This is a genomic window from Marinobacter sp. F4216 (assembly GCF_019931195.1).
GTDB classification, from domain to species: Bacteria; Pseudomonadota; Gammaproteobacteria; order Pseudomonadales; family Oleiphilaceae; genus Marinobacter; species Marinobacter suaedae.
Genome location: NZ_JAIOUO010000007.1, coordinates 201,341 through 219,041, shown reverse-complemented (window position 1 = coordinate 219,041; position 17,701 = coordinate 201,341). Strand labels below are relative to the sequence as shown.

At 55.9% G+C, this 17,701-nt stretch carries 16 protein-coding genes and 2 tRNA genes; 9 read left to right on the top strand and 9 right to left on the bottom strand.

Translation table 11 applies throughout. The annotated features are described in order from the left end of the window. Positions 1–253: 253 nt before the first annotated feature. Both K8I84_RS14845 and K8I84_RS14840 read left to right on the top strand, forming a co-directional pair. Positions 254–1,072 carry a hypothetical protein gene (locus K8I84_RS14845; RefSeq protein WP_223795554.1) on the top strand — a complete coding sequence of 273 codons (819 nt, stop codon included), beginning with the start codon at positions 254–256 and terminating at the stop codon, positions 1,070–1,072. Positions 1,073–1,220: 148 nt separating this feature from the next. Continuing rightward, entirely contained in the window at positions 1,221–1,658 is a 438-nt protein-coding gene (locus K8I84_RS14840; protein ID WP_223795553.1) for a universal stress protein, read from the top strand. 66 nt (positions 1,659–1,724) lie between these two features. Here K8I84_RS14840 and K8I84_RS14835 read toward each other — a convergent pair whose 3' ends face one another. The 7 genes from K8I84_RS14835 to K8I84_RS14805 all read right to left on the bottom strand — a co-directional run bounded on the left by K8I84_RS14835 (position 1,725) and on the right by K8I84_RS14805 (position 7,776). Then, on the bottom strand, positions 1,725–2,390 hold the full coding sequence (locus tag K8I84_RS14835; RefSeq protein WP_223795552.1) for a DUF6901 family protein: 666 nt from the start codon (positions 2,388–2,390) through the stop codon (positions 1,725–1,727). Further along, on the bottom strand, positions 2,387–4,324 hold the full coding sequence (locus tag K8I84_RS14830) for an ATP-binding cassette domain-containing protein (RefSeq protein WP_223795551.1): 1,938 nt from the start codon (positions 4,322–4,324) through the stop codon (positions 2,387–2,389). The genes K8I84_RS14835 and K8I84_RS14830 overlap by 4 nt, the downstream gene beginning before the upstream one ends. Positions 4,325–4,338: 14 nt before the next feature. Next, a complete protein-coding gene (locus tag K8I84_RS14825; RefSeq protein WP_223795550.1) occupies positions 4,339–5,127 on the bottom strand; it encodes an MOSC domain-containing protein in 789 nt (262 codons plus the stop codon). A gap of 127 nt (positions 5,128–5,254) precedes the next feature. Then, positions 5,255–5,330 (bottom strand) — tRNA-Gly (locus K8I84_RS14820). A 151-nt stretch (positions 5,331–5,481) separates the two neighbouring features. Further along, positions 5,482–6,201 carry a murein L,D-transpeptidase catalytic domain family protein gene (locus tag K8I84_RS14815; protein WP_223795549.1) on the bottom strand — a complete coding sequence of 240 codons (720 nt, stop codon included), beginning with the start codon at positions 6,199–6,201 and terminating at the stop codon, positions 5,482–5,484. Positions 6,202–6,341: 140 nt separating this feature from the next. After that, positions 6,342–7,070, bottom strand: coding sequence for a TetR/AcrR family transcriptional regulator (locus tag K8I84_RS14810; RefSeq protein WP_223795548.1), 729 nt, complete (start codon positions 7,068–7,070; stop codon positions 6,342–6,344). A 103-nt stretch (positions 7,071–7,173) separates the two neighbouring features. Further along, the gene (locus K8I84_RS14805; protein ID WP_223795547.1) at positions 7,174–7,776 is read right to left on the bottom strand and encodes a DUF924 family protein; all 603 of its coding nucleotides are present in this window, start codon (positions 7,774–7,776) and stop codon (positions 7,174–7,176) included. Positions 7,777–7,876: 100 nt separating this feature from the next. Here K8I84_RS14805 and K8I84_RS14800 point away from each other — a divergent pair, with 100 nt between their 5' ends. The 4 genes from K8I84_RS14800 to K8I84_RS14785 all read left to right on the top strand — a co-directional run bounded on the left by K8I84_RS14800 (position 7,877) and on the right by K8I84_RS14785 (position 9,944). Continuing rightward, positions 7,877–8,248 (top strand): sirohydrochlorin chelatase, encoded by a 372-nt coding sequence (locus K8I84_RS14800; protein ID WP_223795546.1) that lies wholly within the window; start codon positions 7,877–7,879, stop codon positions 8,246–8,248. Between the two features lie 53 nt (positions 8,249–8,301). Beyond that, complete coding sequence (locus tag K8I84_RS14795; protein WP_223795545.1) at positions 8,302–9,213, top strand: TIGR01777 family oxidoreductase; 912 nt, start codon at positions 8,302–8,304, stop codon at positions 9,211–9,213. 54 nt (positions 9,214–9,267) lie between these two features. After that, a complete protein-coding gene (locus K8I84_RS14790) occupies positions 9,268–9,786 on the top strand; it encodes a hypothetical protein (protein WP_223795544.1) in 519 nt (172 codons plus the stop codon). An 82-nt stretch (positions 9,787–9,868) separates the two neighbouring features. After that, a tRNA-Glu gene (locus K8I84_RS14785) sits at positions 9,869–9,944 on the top strand. A 58-nt stretch (positions 9,945–10,002) separates the two neighbouring features. Here the strand turns inward: K8I84_RS14785 and ccoM are convergent. After that, a complete protein-coding gene (gene ccoM / locus K8I84_RS17020; protein WP_317848222.1) occupies positions 10,003–10,149 on the bottom strand; it encodes a cytochrome c oxidase subunit CcoM in 147 nt (48 codons plus the stop codon). A gap of 246 nt (positions 10,150–10,395) precedes the next feature. On the opposite strand from ccoM, the gene K8I84_RS14780 reads away from it, so the two are divergent. The 3 genes from K8I84_RS14780 to pta are packed head-to-tail and all read left to right on the top strand — an operon-like array spanning position 10,396 to position 16,207. Continuing rightward, positions 10,396–12,810 carry an EAL domain-containing protein gene (locus K8I84_RS14780; RefSeq protein WP_223795543.1) on the top strand — a complete coding sequence of 805 codons (2,415 nt, stop codon included), beginning with the start codon at positions 10,396–10,398 and terminating at the stop codon, positions 12,808–12,810. A 20-nt stretch (positions 12,811–12,830) separates the two neighbouring features. Beyond that, positions 12,831–14,036, top strand: coding sequence for an acetate/propionate family kinase (locus tag K8I84_RS14775; protein ID WP_223795542.1), 1,206 nt, complete (start codon positions 12,831–12,833; stop codon positions 14,034–14,036). Between the two features lie 17 nt (positions 14,037–14,053). Further along, positions 14,054–16,207: a phosphate acetyltransferase gene (pta, locus tag K8I84_RS14770; protein ID WP_223795541.1), complete on the top strand. Its 2,154-nt coding sequence runs from the start codon at positions 14,054–14,056 to the stop codon at positions 16,205–16,207. 24 nt (positions 16,208–16,231) lie between these two features. Here pta and der read toward each other — a convergent pair whose 3' ends face one another. Then, positions 16,232–17,653, bottom strand: coding sequence for a ribosome biogenesis GTPase Der (gene der, locus K8I84_RS14765; protein ID WP_223795540.1), 1,422 nt, complete (start codon positions 17,651–17,653; stop codon positions 16,232–16,234). Positions 17,654–17,701 lie beyond the last annotated feature (48 nt).

The following is a 17,701-nucleotide window of genomic DNA, read 5'->3' as shown; positions in this document are numbered from 1 at the left end:
CCTCCCGCTGGCCCCAGAGGCCGGATTGGAAGCTCTGGCATCAGCACCTCTGGACAGGCAATCTACCGAGCTCGAAGGAGTGTAACAGAGTAAACCTGAATAAAATCCACTCAATGGTCCTTCTTCTTATACTTGTTGACTACTCACAAGGGTTGAGGCGGCAAAATTGCTTGATTGGCCAGCCCAGTTACTTTAACTTCGGAGAACGAGTTGTGGTTCACAATAATAAAACAGCATTACGGAGACTTATCCGATGAAAGACTCTCGCCTCCAGGTCCGCTCCCTGGTTGTTGCCTTGGTACTGCTTGTATTTGCATCCATGGGCGCCCGTGCTCAGGAAACCGCTGGTAACTTCCTTGCCAATCTTCATGAATTCCGGATTAACAACTATATGGCGATGGACGCTTACTACCGGTTCAGCGCCAGCGGAGATACCGAAACCCTGAATGAAATCGTTGCTGCCATCAATGGTGCCAACGATGCCATGAACGCCGTTATCGAAAGCACCAGCGGCATTCTGACCGAAGAGCAGATTGAGTCTTTGAATCAGGAGTTTGACAGCTTCAAGAATCTGATGCGAAGCAATGTGAATGATGTTCGGAAAACCGGCTACCCGGACCTCCGCCTGGTGTCAGACATGGCCAACCAGGCCCTGACAATGAATGACATCGCCACGGAGCTGTATTCCATTTCCCAGGAAAGCACTCAAACCGGGAACAACCCTCGCGTCGAAGCTGCACGGTCAGCGTCCGTCATGATGGCACAAATGATGGCGAAGTATTCGGCCCGCTCCAACTCCTCGGTGTACCAGACATTCCAGGGTGCCGAAACCGAGAAGCCCCTCGATGAGCAAGCCCGCGAATTCGACCAACTGTTGGCAGTGGTCACCCGCGGAGACAACGAAGACGCCGTAGAGGAAACCATCCAGAATGTTTCCTCTAAGTGGGAATTCATTCGCGGCTCCTACATCAACTTCAACGACCGTAACGTCAGCTTTATTATCGATCGCTATTCAAAAGGCATTATCGAAGGCCTCTCAACCACGATCGAACTGCTACAGAACAAAGCCTGATCCTTGCAAGCCTGACGGCCCTAACTACCCGTCAGGCTTGATTTCCATCACCCATCTTTATTGATACGCATCAGTTTCCCGCTACACTTTCTGAGATACATTGGACGTATTATCCAGAGCCTATCCACGCAGACGAAGGAGTGACGCGATGTCCACCTACAAAAACATTCTGGTTGCCATCGACCTGACCGAAGAAGCTCCACAGGTTCTCAAAAAAGCGCAGTCACTGGCACAGACCCACGGCGCCCAGCTTACCCTGGTTCATGTGGTCGAGCCGGTTGGCTATGCTTACGGCGGCGATATCCCCATGGACCTCACAGAACTCCAGGACCAGCTGGACAAGGCCGCGCACGACCAACTGGCCGCCTACGGCGAGGAATACGGCGTTGGCAAGGATCAGCAAATCGTGACGGTAGGCCGTCCGGAATCAGAAATCCACCGGCTTGCCAAGGAAATGGACGGCGACCTGGTCGTGGTTGGAAGTCATGGAAGGAAGGGGTTTCAGTTATTGCTGGGATCGACAGCGAACGGCGTATTGCATGGCAGCGAATGCGATGTACTGGCCGTGAGAATCGAGCAGGAATAAAGAAAAAGCCGGAGCGCCCATATGGGTACCCCGGCTCATCATTACCTAACGCCGGGCAAACTCTGATCACCCTTCCACGGTCATCTTCCCCTCAAGCTTCCTAAGCTGGGTTTCCAGCGAGAAACTGACGCTCGAAGCCATCGAGAAAAAGTTAAGCAGTGCCTTCAGGTTACTGTCCCCCTTGCAGACCGAGTGAATGCGCTGCCACAAAGCCTGGTTAACCAACTGTAATCGCCGGTTGCGCTCAACCAGACCTCTGAGCTCCCAATCGGGCTCACGGTGGTTCCGCTTGGCAAAATATTGCTGCAACAGGTAATGGGAAACACTGCGCGCAATAAATTCATCGGAGCTGGCGAAAGGCAGGTGATGAATGGCCATGGGTTTGAGCTCACTCAGCACCGGGCACCCACTGGTTGCCATCTTTAGCCCCATGAGGGACCGAAGAGCCTCTTCAAGCGTGGTGTCCTTGGAATAGCTGCGGCGATCATCAGTAACTTCAACATGAACCTTGTCGAACGCATTGTCGGCCTGGAAGGCCTCGACGACTGGCTGAATCTCCGCTGCGGCCGGACAGTATTCCATGGCGCCAGACTTAAGAGGGCAATTTGAGCACTTGCAATGCTCCAGCCTGGCCCACGCCGGCTGCTTGCCGGGAGGAACTTCGGGATGATCGGAAACAGCGAATTCAACGGTCCGGCCACCCTGAAACTCAAAGCGGTACTTTACATTCATTTATTCTGTTGCTCCTCGAGCTCCATCCACCTTTCGATCGCCGCCTCCAGAGATACCTGCTTTTCTGTCAGGTTTTCAAGAGTCCCAGACACCTCATCCGGTGGCCCTGAATAGAAATCAGCCTTGGCGATTGTACCTTCAAGTTCAGCGACTTCCTGTTCCAATGCCTCAATTTTGGCGGGCAGTTGCTCGAGCTCCAGTTTCAGTTTGTAACTAAGTTTTCCAGTTGCCGGCTTTGTGCGCTTTTGCTCAGAACCGGACTTGATATCGGCCTTTTTAGGCTGCGTTTTTTCAGTCTTCGCCACGTCCTGACGATCAGGACGATTGCCACTGCTCTCTGAGGGGAACCGTCCTCCCTGATGACGCCAGTCACTGTAGCCACCGACAAACGACCGGACCTCGCCGGAACCATCCAGAAAGAGCGTTTCCGTCACCACGTTATCCAGAAATTCCCGGTCGTGACTGATAACAATGACCGTGCCCTTGAATTCAGCCAACTGCTCTTCAAGCAACTCCAGGGTTTCCACGTCAAGATCGTTGGTTGGCTCGTCGAGAACCAGCACATTAGCCGGTTTACTGAACAGTTTTGCAAGCAGCAACCGGGCCCTCTCCCCGCCCGAGAACACGCGGACCGGAGAGCGCGCCCGCTCCGGTGTAAACAGGAACTCCTGCAGGTAGCCGAGGACATGCTTGTTACGCCCATTGATTTCGATGAACTCCCGGCCTTCGGACAGGTTATCCAGGGCGTTTCTGGTTAAATCCAGTTCCTCCCGGAGCTGATCGAAATAGGCAACCTCCAGATTGGTACCCAGCCGAATCCGACCTTCGGTGGGCTCCAGGCCGCCCAACAGGAGCCTCACCAGGGTCGTCTTACCAGTCCCGTTTTCACCTACCAGGCCGATCTTGTCGCCCCGACGAACTGGCAACTCCAGATTGCGGATGATGGTGGTTTGGCCGGCATAACCAAAACCTGCGCCGTGAGCTTCGACCACCAGATTGCCTGAGCGCGAGGCATCCTCAACCGCAAAGCTGGCGTTACCGGTACGTTCCCGACGCTGGCGCCGCTCCTCGCGCATGGCTCTCAATGCGCGAACACGCCCCATATTCCGGGTGCGCCGGGCCTTGATTCCCTGCCGGATCCACGCCTCCTCCTGCTTGAGACGCTTATCAAAGAGCGCGTTCTGTCGCTCTTCCTCCTCAAGCGCCTTCGCTTTGAGGTCGAGATACCGGTCATAGGTTGCGGCAAAACTGACCAACTGCCCGCGGTCCAGCTCCACTATCCGGGTCGCGATTCGACGGATAAACGCCCGGTCGTGACTCACGAACAGGATCGCTCCGCGAAACTGACTTAACGCGTCCTCGAGCCAGGCGATGGCGGGTACGTCGAGATGGTTCGTAGGCTCATCCAGCAGCAGGATGTCAGGTTCAGCAACCAGTGCACGGGCAAGTAACACCCGGCGCTGCCAGCCACCTGACAGTGTGTCAAGGGTCCGGTCCGGATCAATCCCGTACTGGCCGAGAATAGTCGTCACTTTCTGATCCAGCCGCCAGCCGTCCAGTGCCTCGAGGCGCTCCTGAACCCTCATGAGACGATCAAGACTGGCTTCGTCCGCCTTTTGTGAAAGGCCGTGGAATTCCGCGAGCAGATCGCCGGTTTCCGGAAAGGCACCCGCAACAACGTCGTAGGCGCTTCGCGTGTCGTCCGACGGAAGATTCTGTGGCAATACCGACAGCACCGCGCCATCTTCCAGCCTGACCACACCGCCGTCCGGAACCACTTCGCCGCCCACCACCTTCAGCAGAGTCGACTTTCCTTCACCATTCCTGCCGAGCAGACAGACTCGCTCCCCCTGCTCTACGGTCAGGCTGGCCTGATCCAGAAGCGGATGCATCCCGAAAGAAAGCGATATTGACTCAAGCGTTAACAAAGGCACGGACGCCTTACTCCTTATGCAATGACTGAAACCGGATCGCCAACCGACAGGCAACCCCTGCTCTGATGAATAGCGTTCATGCCGAAGATCACACCTTCCTTTTGCCGCCGATAGCCACTCAACGTTTTCAGAGGCTGACCATCACTGTCCTTTACCCCAACCTCCGGATCGACAGTCGTCATGACGCAGCGAGAACAGGGTTTCGCCAGACTAAGACGGACAGTTCCGACGCTGAGCTCCCGCCAATGCTCTTCCTGCCAAGCGGTGAAGCCGGAAACCACCACATTGGGCCGAAAACGCCGCATCTCGACCGGATCCCGGAGTCGCCCATTAAGCTCTTCCAGCGAACCCTGGTTGGCAATAAGGAGCGGATAACCATCGGCAAAGCCAACACGGCGCCGTGACGTTACGTAATCGGGATCAATCTGGCGAAACGAATCTTCGGGCATAAACACGAAACGAAGTGATCTCTGGCAAAACGCACTTACTGCAGCGCTGGCCTCCTCTGCACCCAATACCGTGTTGACCCGATCGCCCCAAACCTCCGCCTCCAATCGCCTTTCAGTCGGCTCAAGAGCAAAGCTCCCATAACCCGGTATCTCAACACCAACCTCGCCGGCAGCAAGGGATGTTTTGATTTTCGCGAGCTCGGGATGAGCGCGCTGGGTGACAAAACGCCCATTGTCGTCCACCAGCATCCAGCGACGGTCATGAGCTGGACCGAAATCATCGAGGTCCAACGCCTCAACACGGATACCGGCCAGTGACTTTACGGGGTAGACCCATAGAGACTGTACATTCATAGCGAGCTCATCCACTCCGATGGATTTCAGGGAGCATGATTATATCCGACGTCAACACACCCCGCCGATTCCTGCACGCCAAAAACGAAAAAAACCCGGCTTCATACGAAGCCGGGTTTCAAAAATCTGGAGCGGGAAACGAGATTCGAACTCGCGACCCCAACCTTGGCAAGGTTGTGCTCTACCAACTGAGCTATTCCCGCAAATCGTGTCGGTTGATGCCGACAACGGAGGCGTATTCTACGGATCACAGGCCGGTCGTCAACCACTTTTCTCAAAGTTTTTTTCGTTTTCTTCCAGGGGCCGCAAACACTTGATGAAAAAGCCAGCAAACTGATCAAACACCAATCAACCTCAGCCCGAGTTGCCGTCCTCGACGGTTGCTTCGGCAACCTCATTGCCCGAACAATTCAGCAACGATGACTCCGCCATCCACTGCTCATCCGGGTAATATTTGAACACCAGTTGCCCACCTTTGAGGTTATCGACCACCTGCTGGATAACCTGTCTGTCAACGGCCGGACAGCCATGACTTCGCCCGACTCGCCCGTACTGACCGACCCACGCGTCACTTACATAATCCGCACCGTGAATAACGATCGCCCTCTCCCGGGCACGATGGTTGAAACCCTGCTCCAGCCCATCGAGTCTCAGAGAGTATCCATGCTTACCGTAGTACGACTCGCTACCCAGAAAGAGACCAATGCTGGACTGGTGACTCCCTTCCACGTTGGAAAATGAGGTGGAATCGAACAGCCCCGAGTTTTTGCCGTGAGCCACAAGGTCACGAAGCAGGAGTCGGCCATCCGCCAGGTCAAAGATCCACAAACGCTCTTCACTGGAGGGGCGGGAGAAATCGATCACCGCCAAACGCTCGGGAACAGCAAGACCGTTGCGGATCGCGCATTGAGTGGCGGTTACCGCACGCCTTAATACAATGGGGTTCAGGTCTGGGGCGGAATCGGACAGAAGCTCAAGCAGTGATGGGGCATGAGATGTGCCAAAAGAAGCAACAGGAAAAAGCGAACCGACTATAGCCAGAAGAAATGAACGAACAACGTTGCCAGCCAGCATTCAGAATCCTCGGTCGTTTACTGCCGGCACGCGTGGTACCAGCTCAAATTTTCGACGCGGATTCTATCAATCGAATGGAAGGCCAGGACCCTCAGGTACACTTTTCATACAAAACACAATAAGCGGAAAGGTTTTCAGCGCTACTCGTAACCGACACCGAGGATCAGATTGACCATCCGGTCAACGCCCCGCTTGAGGGAAACCGCCTCTCCCCCGGGCAAGCCGAGCAACTGGTCATAACCCATACCGAACGCCAGATCGATCACGAGGGTTGCGTCTTCATGGGGGTGAGGCGATTCCAATCTCTCCAGAACACCCCTGAGACCCGCAATCCACGAATGACGATAACGGCGGGCCATTTCCGCCAGATGGGGCTCTCGCAGGGCTTCAATCAAAAAAACCTGCTCGACCAACATCCGGTCCCGCCCCCCGTTGACATGACTCTCAATAAACGCATTGGCAATGGTCCCCAGTCGACGAGCTAAAAGACCACGGCGCGGACTCTTCCTCGCCAGGTCTTCTGGCGGCTGATTGTCCAGAACCAGGCCAAGTGTGTCACAGAATGACTGAATATCGTGGCTGGCGCGTTCGGCAAACAGCAGAAAGGCATCGCTGATCAGTTCGTTGATATCACGAAAATAATAGGTGGTGGCAGCCAGGGGGACGCCGGCCTCTTGAGCGACAGAACGATGCTTTATGCCCCGAACCCCATCCCGTGCAGCAATTCGCAGAGCAGCCTCAAGAATAGCCTTTCGGCGGGCAGCGCTTTTTGCTCTCGCCACTTTTCGCCCCTGATAGGCGGGAAAGGCATCAACCAGCTCTGCCTGTGGTTTGACCTTGGTTCCTGTCGTCGGCTCCATTTGTCCCATGCTGGCGCTCCATCCTTGGTAACGGAAAACTGAAGGCCAGTATGAATAACCGGAGACCGTCAAACATTGATGAACTCGTCAAAAAGTGGGTACTCCTTTAGTCTTACTGCCCGAAACGACGGGCCTTTTTCAGGTACTCATTCTCCTCTGGTCGGGAGACGCGCCCCAAAGCAGCATTCCGATGGGGGAACCGACCAAAACGGTCAACGATATCCCGGTGATCACGCGCCGATTGGGCGAAGCTGGCCATCAACTCTTTCAGTACACCCTGAGTTGATGCAAACAGTTGTTCATAACAGTCCACCGACTCGCTCTGATCGTCGATACGTTCAGAGTGTTTCAACGGCATATAAAGGAATGCCCTCTGTACCGGCGGCAATTCCATATCATGCCCTGCGCGCATGGCCTGGTGACAGAGTTTCCTGGCCAGGGAGTCCTGTTCGAAAGCCAACGCAGAGCCACGAAAAACATTCCGGGAAAACTGATCCAGCAGGAGAATTTCTGCCAGCCTGCCCCCTGCTTCGACGCGCCAGTGCGAGAGGCCGCCCTCGGAGGCAAGCACAATCATGGACATGAACCGGCGGCGGAGCTCCTGGTCAAACTTTCGGTCGGCATGAAACCACCTGCTTCGGTGAAAGTGGTCCGGCAAGCCATGGTCATCAAGTTCACCAAACCAGAAATCCAGAATCTCTTTCCAATCGAACATTTACACACACCCTGCTATCTTAGAAGCCAGTGATTTCGGGAACTGAGCGCGCACTGGCTGTTACGACACGCCGATCGAAGTTGATTAACCTGGAGGAGCAATGAGCAACCGCATTATTCTGTTGGCACACGGCAGCAGTGACAAGCACTGGTGCCAGACCTTTGAAAAGCTCGCACAGCCAACACTGGATGCCGTCAGCGGTTCGAAAATCGCCTATATGGAACTGGCCAGCCCGTCCCTCGATGACGTGATAGCAGAGGAAGCCTCCGCGGGATTCACTTCCTTCACCATTGTGCCTCTCTTCCTGGCCGCCGGCAGACACCTGAGGAAGGACGTTCCAGCCATGGTCAGAGGCCTGGAATCCACACATAATGTAGAAATCCAACTAGCACCTCCAATCGGCGAGAGCCCCGAGATTGGCAATGCGATCCGAGATGCCGTTGTCAGCCATTTAGGTACGGATACCGGTTAAAGCGCGACTTTAAGCCAACCTCCCACAAGGAACGTCAATCGGAGGAAAACCCGATGTCTCAGCGAATACTTCTCACAGGTGGCACAGGCTTCATTGGCCAACGGCTCTGCCCTACGCTTCTCGAGCAGGGGTATGAGCTAACCGTACTGAGCCGCCAGCCAGCCAAAAGCGTTATGTCCCTGTGCGGTCCGGTAGAAACCACCCGGGACCTGAACCAACTGAGGAACCACCGCGGTTTCAACGCGATCATCAATCTGGCCGGCGAAGGCATCGCCGACAAACGATGGAGCGATGCCCGGAAGAAGGCACTCCGCGACAGCCGAATCGGCCTGACCGAAACACTGGTGGACGTTGCCCGCAGCTGGGAAACACCGCCGGCCGTCATGGTTTCCGGCTCTGCGGTGGGCTTTTACGGTAATCAGGATGACCAGGCCGTAACCGAAGACACACCACCCCGGGATGAATTTACCCACCAACTCTGCCGGGATTGGGAAAATGCCGCTCTTCAGCTTTCCGAACAAGGGGTCAGGGTTTGTTTGTCGCGCACAGGTATAGTCGCCGGACCCGGTGGCGGTTTTCTGCAACGCATGGTCCTGCCGTTCAAACTCGGCCTGGGCGGGAAACTGGGTCACGGGCAGCAGTACATGCCATGGATTCACCGGGCCGATGTGGTGGCTGCCTTAGTCTGGATGCTGGATAACCCCGATGCCAGCGGCCCCTATAACGTCGTGAGTCCTAATCCGGTCACTAACGAAGAATTTACCCGGACCCTCGGCGATGCCCTTAACAGGCCGACCGTGATTCCTGCGCCCGCCGTGGCGCTGAAACTCGGCCTTGGTGAAATGTCTAGGCTTCTGTTGACAGGCCAGAAGGCTTTACCAGAGAGATTGCTTAAGGAGGGGTTCTCATTCCAGTTCCCAGAACTGGGGGCCGCGTTAGCAGACTGCCTGAGGAAGGAGAGCTAGGATGGTGACGTCGCGCCGACGTCCTTTGTGACTTTCATCCTGGCGCCACTTCTCGTGACCCAGCCAAGTTTGGCCGGGGAAGCTTTTGCGTCACAGAGCTACGAATCCTGCAGCCTGGTTACCAGCGAGTATCTCACCGTATTGCAATTAGCAGACCGCGGCCTCGATCTCGAAACACTCAGTACCTCGCTTCTGGATCTGAGCGACCCGGGCGCCCAGCGGCTTGAGGCGATACTGGCGCTTGCCAACCGGGAAGGCATTGTGGAAGCCCACTCTGCGGTTCATTCCGAGTATGCCCGGTGCGCAAGAGGCATGTACGAATACAGGGGCATCCCCGCCGCTGGCAGCCGCGAACATCATTTCCATCAGTGTGCCGGTGAAAACAAATCGCGATATGAAGTCGGGCTCGCTGCGACCCTCCAGGCAAATCCGGCAAACGTAGCCGCACAGCTTTCACCAGAGCATAAGGATGCCGTTACCAAAATTTTCGACACCTTCGAAAGTCAGGGTGCAGGAGTGCTGTTTGACGCACTTGCGTCCGAACTAAAGCGCTGTCTGAAAAATTCGGGATAATTTTTAAAAAAGGCGTTGACAGGCCCGAGGCGCTTCCCTAATATACGCGCCACCTCGACGAGGCAAGGTTTGAAAACGTTGCGTCCCCTTCGTCTAGTGGCCTAGGACTCCGCCCTTTCACGGCGGCAACAGGGGTTCGAACCCCCTAGGGGACGCCATTTTCTTTCTTGTTCCTTCCCTGGAATTCTTTCTTCGAATACTCGTCTCGCAAGCTGCTTAAAGCCTCTGCCCTGCGTGATCTGATTTTGTCCGGGTTTCTGGACCGTGCTCTCTCTGGTCCTTGGCCACGAACAGCGCAACGCCACCAAAAAATCCAACCACCAACAGCACAACCACCAATCCCGCGATAACGACCGCATCCATATACATAAAGCACCTCCGAAAGTATCGAAATCTGATGCGTTCAGACTAAGCCTGCCCTCGAATGCCCGTATTGACCCACGTCAAACAACGAACGCCCTGCCCGTTATACAAAAACTCTGAACCTCGGCACACTTTTCCCCAGATTTCGGATATTTGCAGGACACTGGTAAAGCACTGCTGTTATATTCGGTTATCGGATAATACCTACTCCCGACACTGACCGGACCTAATAAAGCAGTTACAGGTATGCCAACACTGTCGAACCGATTCCAACGTTTCCGCCAGGCCTCCCCGCTTTCGTTCAGACTCCTTGCCTGGATTCTGCTTTTCAGTTCCGCGTTCTCGCTGATCGCCTCTGCGATCCAGATTTATTCCGACTATCGTGAGGACCTGAACCAGATTGAACGTCACCTGGAGGTCGTTGAATCCGGTTACGCATCCAGCCTTTCCAAAAGTCTCTGGTCCCTCGACAGCGCACTACTGCGAACCCAGATGGAGGGTATCCTGAGCCTGCCAGACATCGTTCACCTGCGACTTCGCCAGCCAGATTCCGAACTGGTGCTGGGCGACATGCCCCGGAACGCCAAAACCCGTTCCCATAGTTTTAAACTCACTCACGAAGGCGATCAGTCCATCAAGCTCGGAGAACTGACGGTTACCGCCGACCTCACCCGACTCCACCTGGAACTGAAGCGCAAGGTGGGTGTTATCCTGGCAACTCAGTTTCTGAAGACCTTTTTCGTATCCATTCTGATCATCTGGATATTCCGGCACTTTGTTACACGCCACCTGTCCGACATGGCCGATTACGCCCGGAAACTCTCTCTCAGTACCGCCTCGGAGCCCTTGCAGCTTCAACGGGCCGATACGCCGACCAATCGTATGGATGAACTCGGCCAGGTTACCGATGCGATCAACCAAATGCGCGAGCGCTTGCATGAAGACGTTAAGCGACAGGAACGGGATGCCGCGGAGATCCGCAAATTTTCAAAGGTCATCGAGCAGAGCCCATCTTCCGTGCTTATTTGTGATCGTCAGTGGCGGATCGAATTCGCCAACCACAAATTCATGCAGCTAACCGGCTACAAACCCGAGTCAATCCGGGGCAGGCACCCGGGCTCTCTTGATCCAAGTGCGTTCAACAGCCGTGAAAACCAGCAACTGTGGCAGTCCATCCGGCTTCAGGTGCAACGAGTGGGTGTCTGGCAGGGCGAAGTAAATAGCACGCGGAAGAATGGCGAGCGCTTCTGGGAGCAGCTCATTGTCACCCCCATCAAGGATAACGAGGGTAACACCAGCGGCTTCCTCATCCTTGGCGAGGACATCAGCATCCGGAAACGGTACGAACAGCAACTTTTACGCCAGGCAAACTACGATGTACTGACCGGCCTGCCCAACCGCATGCTGGCACTCGATCGCCTGAAACTGGCCCTGGCGCAGGCTCAGCGCGAACGTTCTATGGTCGGGGTAATGTTCCTCGACCTCGATAATTTCAAGCATATTAACGACACCCTCGGCCACGATGCCGGGGACAGCTTGCTGGTGGAAGCCGCTCGTCGCATATCGAGCTGCCTTCGGGGAACCAGTACCGTTGCCCGTCTGGGCGGGGATGAGTTCCTGGTAATCCTGCCCGGACTCCCCGAAAAAGAGTCCGCCGATCAGGTCGCTGAACGCATTCTGCAAACCTTTACACCGCCCTATGTGCTCAACGGGCAGGAAGTGTTCGTCACGACCAGCATCGGCATCGCGACCTTCCCAGACGATTCAAAGAATTGTGGCACCCTCCTCCAGCATGCCGACGCCGCGATGTACCAGGCCAAGCACAAAGGTAAGAGTGCCTTTGCCCACTTCACGCCTGAAATGACCGAGGTCTCCCAGGATCGACTGCAAATGGAATCGCGGTTGCGTCGGGCACTGGAGCTCCGGGAACTGGAGCTGAATTTCCAACCCATTGTTCACACCAAATCCGGTCACCTGTGTGCTGTCGAAGCCTTGTTGCGTTGGCGAAATCCGGCCATGGGCATGGTAATGCCTGACAGGTTCATCCCACTTGCGGAAGAAACGGGGCTGATCATTCCAATCGGCGAATGGGTGCTGGAAAACGCCTGCCGTGCCGCCGTGCGGTGGAAACAAATTAGCGGCCAGGACATTGCCATTTCCGTGAACGTGTCGCCCAGGCAGTTCCGTGATCCAAGTTTCCCGGAAGTGGTGATGCGAATTCTTGCCGAGTGCGGACTGGCTCCGGAACTGCTGGAACTGGAAATCACCGAACGGCTTCTTCTGGACAACTCCATCGAAACCGCAGAGATCCTAAGGGAGCTCGACCGTGCGGGCGTGCGGCTGTCAGTGGATGATTTTGGCACCGGCTATTCAGCCTTGAGCTACCTAAAGAGCTATCCTTTCGATACCCTGAAAATCGATAAGTCCTTCGTGCAGGATGTCATGAAGGAGCCTGAAGATGCCTCCCTCGTTAAAGCCATTATCAATATGGCTCACAGCCTCGGCCTTCGGGTGATCGCTGAAGGCGTTGAGGAGGAAGCACAGACCCATTTCCTCAGGCAGGAAGGGTGCGATTTCTCCCAAGGCTTTTTCTACAGTCATCCTTTGCCCAATCAGGACTTCGAAGAATGGCTCAGAACCAATGAGCGCGTTCAGGCCTGACCATCAGGAACCACAAGCCTATGCAAGCTAATACGCTCGTCGTTAACTGCGGCAGTTCGTCCATCAAGCTCGCACTCTTTGACCATCAGGAACAGAAGATTTCCTCCGCCCTGGTTGAGCGACTCAACACTGCGGATGCCTTCGCCCGTATTGAGGGAATCGATGCCCCCCTGCCGATTGAGCCCGAAGCTCGTTACGAGCAAGCCCTCAAAGTTGTGTTGTCCGCATTCGAGGAACTGGGTCTGCTTGATTCGGCACCGTCCGCCATCGGGCATCGGGTAGTACATGGGGGCGAGACGTTCCGGGAAGCCGTGCTGATCGACGACGATGTCATCGAAGGTATCCAGGCGTGTTCGGGACTTGCACCATTGCACAACCCGGTGAACCTTGCAGGTATTGAGGCCATGCGCAAGCTCTACCCACGGGTTCCGCAGGTTGCGGTATTCGACACTGCCTTTCACCAGACGCTACCACCCAAAGCCTACATGTACGCTGTTCCAGAGAGCTACTACCGGGATTGGGCTGTGCGTCGATACGGCTTTCATGGGACCAGCCATTATTTTATGTCCCGGGAAACCGCCCGACGACTGGACCGGACCCCCGCCACGACGTCTCTGATTTCTGCCCATCTTGGAAACGGCTGCAGCATAACCGCCATCCGCGATGGCCTGAGCGTTGACACCAGCATGGGGCTGACCCCTCTGGAAGGTTTGGTGATGGGCACCCGCAGTGGAGATGTAGATCCGGGGCTGTTTGACTACCTCGATGGCAAAGGCATCACCGCAGCGGCACTTAACGACGTACTGAACCAGCAAAGTGGTTTGCTTGGCCTGTCCGGACAAACCAATGACATGCGCACCCTGTGCGATCTGGCAGATCATGGCCACGAGCCCTCCCGATTAGCCATCGATGTATTTTGTTTCCGACTGGCCAGGTACATTGGTGCCATGATGGCCTCACTGAACCGGATCGATGCTCTGGTATTCACCGGTGGCATTGGTGAAAACAGCAGCCGTATCCGGGAGCAAACCTGTAATCACCTTGGACTGCTTGGCTTCGAACTGGAAGCGGATCTCAATTCCGCGCACGGTGGATTCAGCGACGGTATCATCAGCTCTCCCGAATCGCGCTTTCCGGTGATGGTGATCCCCACCAATGAAGAACTGGTCATTGCCAGTGAAGCCAAACGTTTGGCGGAAACCCCTACCCCCAGTGAACGCCCCTGACAGTAAGGATCGCCATTATGGCCAAAAGCCTGTTCATCGCCCCAACCTCCATGCATTCCGGCCTCACTTCCGTGTGCCTTGGCTTGCACCGGGCCCTGGAGCGGGTCGGGGTGAGCGTTGGCTTTTATAAACCCTTTCGCCAGGCAGTTCACCACGGCGAATCGGTGCACAACGATGGCAAAGACGCCTCGGTGGAGTTTGTCCGCGAGCACAGCCGGGTAGAACCACCTGAACCGATCAGCCTGAAGGAGGCCCAGCAACTCCTGAATCGGGGCAAATCCAATTACCTGATGGAACGCATAGTCGGCGAATACCAGAAAGTCGCGGAGCAGGTGGATGTCGTTGTAATTGAAGGCCTGGTACCTGACCGGAGCGAAGCCTATATCGCCAGACTGAATGTTGAGGTGGCCCGCAACCTGGCCTCCGACGTGATTCTGGTGGCCGCTCCAAGCGACGCTGAGCCTGCAATGCTGGATGACGAACTGGATTTTTCTGCGAGGCTGTATGCCGATCCTTCAGACCCTGATGTGATCGCCGTCATCCTGAATAAAGTGGGCCAGCCGGATGATTCCAATCTGTTCCTGAAAGGCATACCGGATCAGCCAACATCCGAACCGGACTACCGCCGGGCCTGCAATGTATTTCGCCAGAACCGCTTCAAATTACTGGCCGAAATCCCCTGGCTACCGGAACTTCTGGCACCCAGGGTTTCCGATATCGCCAGGGAACTGGACATACACGTCCTGTACGATGGGCAGATGAAGGTTCGCCGCATCCAGAAAGTTGCCGTGGTTGCCCAGAGCCTGAGAAACGTGGTGGAAACGTTGACCGCCGGAACGCTCATTGTGACTCCCGGAGACCGGGAAGACATCCTTGTTGCAACCGCCGTGGCCGCGCTCAACGGTGTTCCGCTGGCAGGGCTGATGCTGACCGGCGGCCTGATGCCCGATCACCAGGTTATCGACCTGTGCCGGCGAGCGGTTGAAACCGGTCTCCCGGTGCTCTCCGCGCAGAGCAACACCTACGAAACCGCCAATCGACTGGCTAACCTGTCAGCCGCCATACCGGTGGACGACAAGGAACGAATCGAACTGGCCATGGAAACCGTGGCGACGCGAATTGACACCGACTGGCTGCAGGACCATCTGAAAGTCCAACGTCAACGTCGTCTCTCGCCACCGGCTTTCCGCCATCAACTGTCAGAAAGGGCGCGTGCCGCCGACAAGCGCATTGTTTTGCCTGAAGGGAATGAACCCAGAACCGTCCAGGCCGCCATCATCTGCCACCAGCGTCGCCTGGCCCGATGCGTTCTGATCGGTCATCGCAACGATATTCAGGAAGTGGCGCGTTCCCAGGGACTCGAAGTGCCCGAGGATCTTGAAGTTATTGAACCTTCAGAGGTTCGGCCCAACTACGTCCAACCAATGGTGGAGTTGCGCAAACACAAAGGGCTAGCGCCGGACATGGCAGAAGCCATGCTGGAAGACAACGTCGTACTCGGAACCATGATGGTTGCGCGAGATGAGGCAGACGGCCTCGTGTCCGGAGCGATACACACCACCGCCAACACAGTCCGCCCTGCCCTTCAGCTGATCAAGACCCACGAGCACGCGAAGGTGGTTTCGTCGGTATTCTTTATGCTGCTACCCGAGCAGGTCGTGGTCTACGGTGACTGCGCCATCAATCCAGATCCAAATGCCGAGGAACTGGCAGACATTGCCATTCAGAGCGCCGAGTCTGCGGAAGCGTTTGGCATCGAGCCATTGGTGGCGATGATCAGTTACAGCACCGGGGAATCCGGGAGTGGACAGGATGTCGACAAGGTTCGGGAAGCCACCCGGATTGCCCGCGAGCGCCGGCCGGACCTGCTGATTGACGGACCGCTGCAGTACGATGCCGCTGCCATTGAAAGCGTGGCAAAAAGCAAAGCCCCCCACAGCAAGGTGGCGGGCAAAGCCACCGTGTTTGTGTTCCCTGACCTGAACACTGGGAACACGACCTACAAGGCGGTTCAGCGTAGCGCCAACGTGGTCAGCATCGGCCCCATGCTGCAGGGCTTGCGAAAGCCGGTGAATGACTTGTCGCGGGGCGCACTGGTGGACGATATTGTGTTTACCATTGCCCTGACCGCGGTTCAGGCCAGGCAAGCAGAGGACGTCAAACGGGGTTAATCCCCGTTTGACGAAAGACAGTAATCAGCGTTTGATGCTCTTCTGTCGGGTCTTCTTGACCCGACGTCCCTTCTTCAGGTCGTTGTCCTTTTTGACCCGCTGGCGAGGTGTCATTCGTTCCACCTTGTTCGCATAGGGGTTTTCGCCGGACTTGAATTCGAAGCGAATGGGTGAACCGGTCACATCGAGCACTTTCCGGAAGGTATTTTCCAGATAGCGCTTGTAGGAACCTGGCAGTGCCTCTACCTGGTTGCCATGAACGACAATTCTCGGCGGATTCGAGCCTCCCTGGTGAGCAAAGCGCAATTTTATCCGCCTGCCCTGCACCATCGGTGGCTGATGCTGGGCAACCGCGTCCTGAAGGATTGCCGTCAAGCGATTGGTCGGCCACTTGGCCATGGCTGAGTCGTAACAGGCTTGTACCGATTCGTACATAACACCCACGCCCGAGCCGTGCAGCGCAGAAATATAATGCTTGTCCGCGTAATCCAGAAAGTCCAGGCGCCGCTGCACTTGTTCCTTCACCCTGGCGCGCTCTTCGGGATCCATACCGTCCCACTTGTTGACGGCAATCACCAGCGATCGGCCGGCATCCAGAACAAACCCAATCAGGTGGAGATCCTGATCAACCAGACCCTCACGGGCATCAATGACCAGAAGAACAACGTGAGCATCTTCTATGGCCTGAAGGGTCTTGATAATGGAAAACTTTTCGACCGCCTCACGCACATTCTTACGACGTCGCACCCCGGCGGTATCAATGAGTGTGTACTCTTTCCCCTGCCGTTCATAGGGAATATACACGCTGTCTCGGGTGGTTCCCGGCATGTCGTAGACCACGACCCGGTCTTCCCCCAGCATTCGATTGACGAGTGTCGATTTACCGACATTCGGCCGACCAACAACGCCGATCCGAATACCGGGATACTTGCTGGCGCTATCCTGCTCGGCCCCTTCCTCGGGCGTCGGGAGCAGCTCTTCCAGCAGGGAGCGGATACCCCGGTTGTGGGACGCAGCAATCAGGAAAGTAGATTCGAAGCCGAGTTGGTAAAAGTCTGCGGCGGCAATATCCGGATCCTGGCCGTCTGTTTTGTTCACCACCAGGTGGGCCTGTTTGCCAGAACGGCGGAGGTGGTTAGCGATGGTTTCGTCACCGGCAGTGAGCCCGGCACGGGCATCCACCAGAAACAGGACGATATCCGCTTCTTCCACCGCTTGCAGAGACTGGCGCGCCATTTCGGCATCCAGCCCCTCTTCATCACCGGTCAGACCGCCGGTGTCGATCACGATAAACCTTTGGCCCTCGTAATTGCCGTCGCCGTATTTCCTGTCCCGGGTCAGACCGGGAAAGTCTGCCACCAGGGCATCACGGGACCGGGTCATCTGGTTGAACAGGGTCGACTTACCAACATTGGGACGGCCGACAAGGGCAATTACTGGGGTCATAGTGCTTCGCTACTTGAGATAGAAAACAGCCCGGTGTGGAAGCCGGGC

Coding starts and splice junctions, on each gene's coding strand:
- K8I84_RS14845 (WP_223795554.1), top strand. CDS start 254: ATGAAAGACTCTCGCCTCCAGGTCCGCTCCCTGGTTGTTGCCTTGGTA.
- K8I84_RS14840 (WP_223795553.1), top strand. CDS start 1,221: ATGTCCACCTACAAAAACATTCTGGTTGCCATCGACCTGACCGAAGAA.
- K8I84_RS14835 (WP_223795552.1), bottom strand. CDS start 2,390: ATGAATGTAAAGTACCGCTTTGAGTTTCAGGGTGGCCGGACCGTTGAA.
- K8I84_RS14825 (WP_223795550.1), bottom strand. CDS start 5,127: ATGAATGTACAGTCTCTATGGGTCTACCCCGTAAAGTCACTGGCCGGT.
- K8I84_RS14815 (WP_223795549.1), bottom strand. CDS start 6,201: ATGCTGGCTGGCAACGTTGTTCGTTCATTTCTTCTGGCTATAGTCGGT.
- K8I84_RS14810 (WP_223795548.1), bottom strand. CDS start 7,070: ATGGGACAAATGGAGCCGACGACAGGAACCAAGGTCAAACCACAGGCA.
- K8I84_RS14805 (WP_223795547.1), bottom strand. CDS start 7,776: ATGTTCGATTGGAAAGAGATTCTGGATTTCTGGTTTGGTGAACTTGAT.
- K8I84_RS14800 (WP_223795546.1), top strand. CDS start 7,877: ATGAGCAACCGCATTATTCTGTTGGCACACGGCAGCAGTGACAAGCAC.
- K8I84_RS14795 (WP_223795545.1), top strand. CDS start 8,302: ATGTCTCAGCGAATACTTCTCACAGGTGGCACAGGCTTCATTGGCCAA.
- ccoM (WP_317848222.1), bottom strand. CDS start 10,149: ATGGATGCGGTCGTTATCGCGGGATTGGTGGTTGTGCTGTTGGTGGTT.
- K8I84_RS14780 (WP_223795543.1), top strand. CDS start 10,396: ATGCCAACACTGTCGAACCGATTCCAACGTTTCCGCCAGGCCTCCCCG.
- K8I84_RS14775 (WP_223795542.1), top strand. CDS start 12,831: ATGCAAGCTAATACGCTCGTCGTTAACTGCGGCAGTTCGTCCATCAAG.
- pta (WP_223795541.1), top strand. CDS start 14,054: ATGGCCAAAAGCCTGTTCATCGCCCCAACCTCCATGCATTCCGGCCTC.
- der (WP_223795540.1), bottom strand. CDS start 17,653: ATGACCCCAGTAATTGCCCTTGTCGGCCGTCCCAATGTTGGTAAGTCG.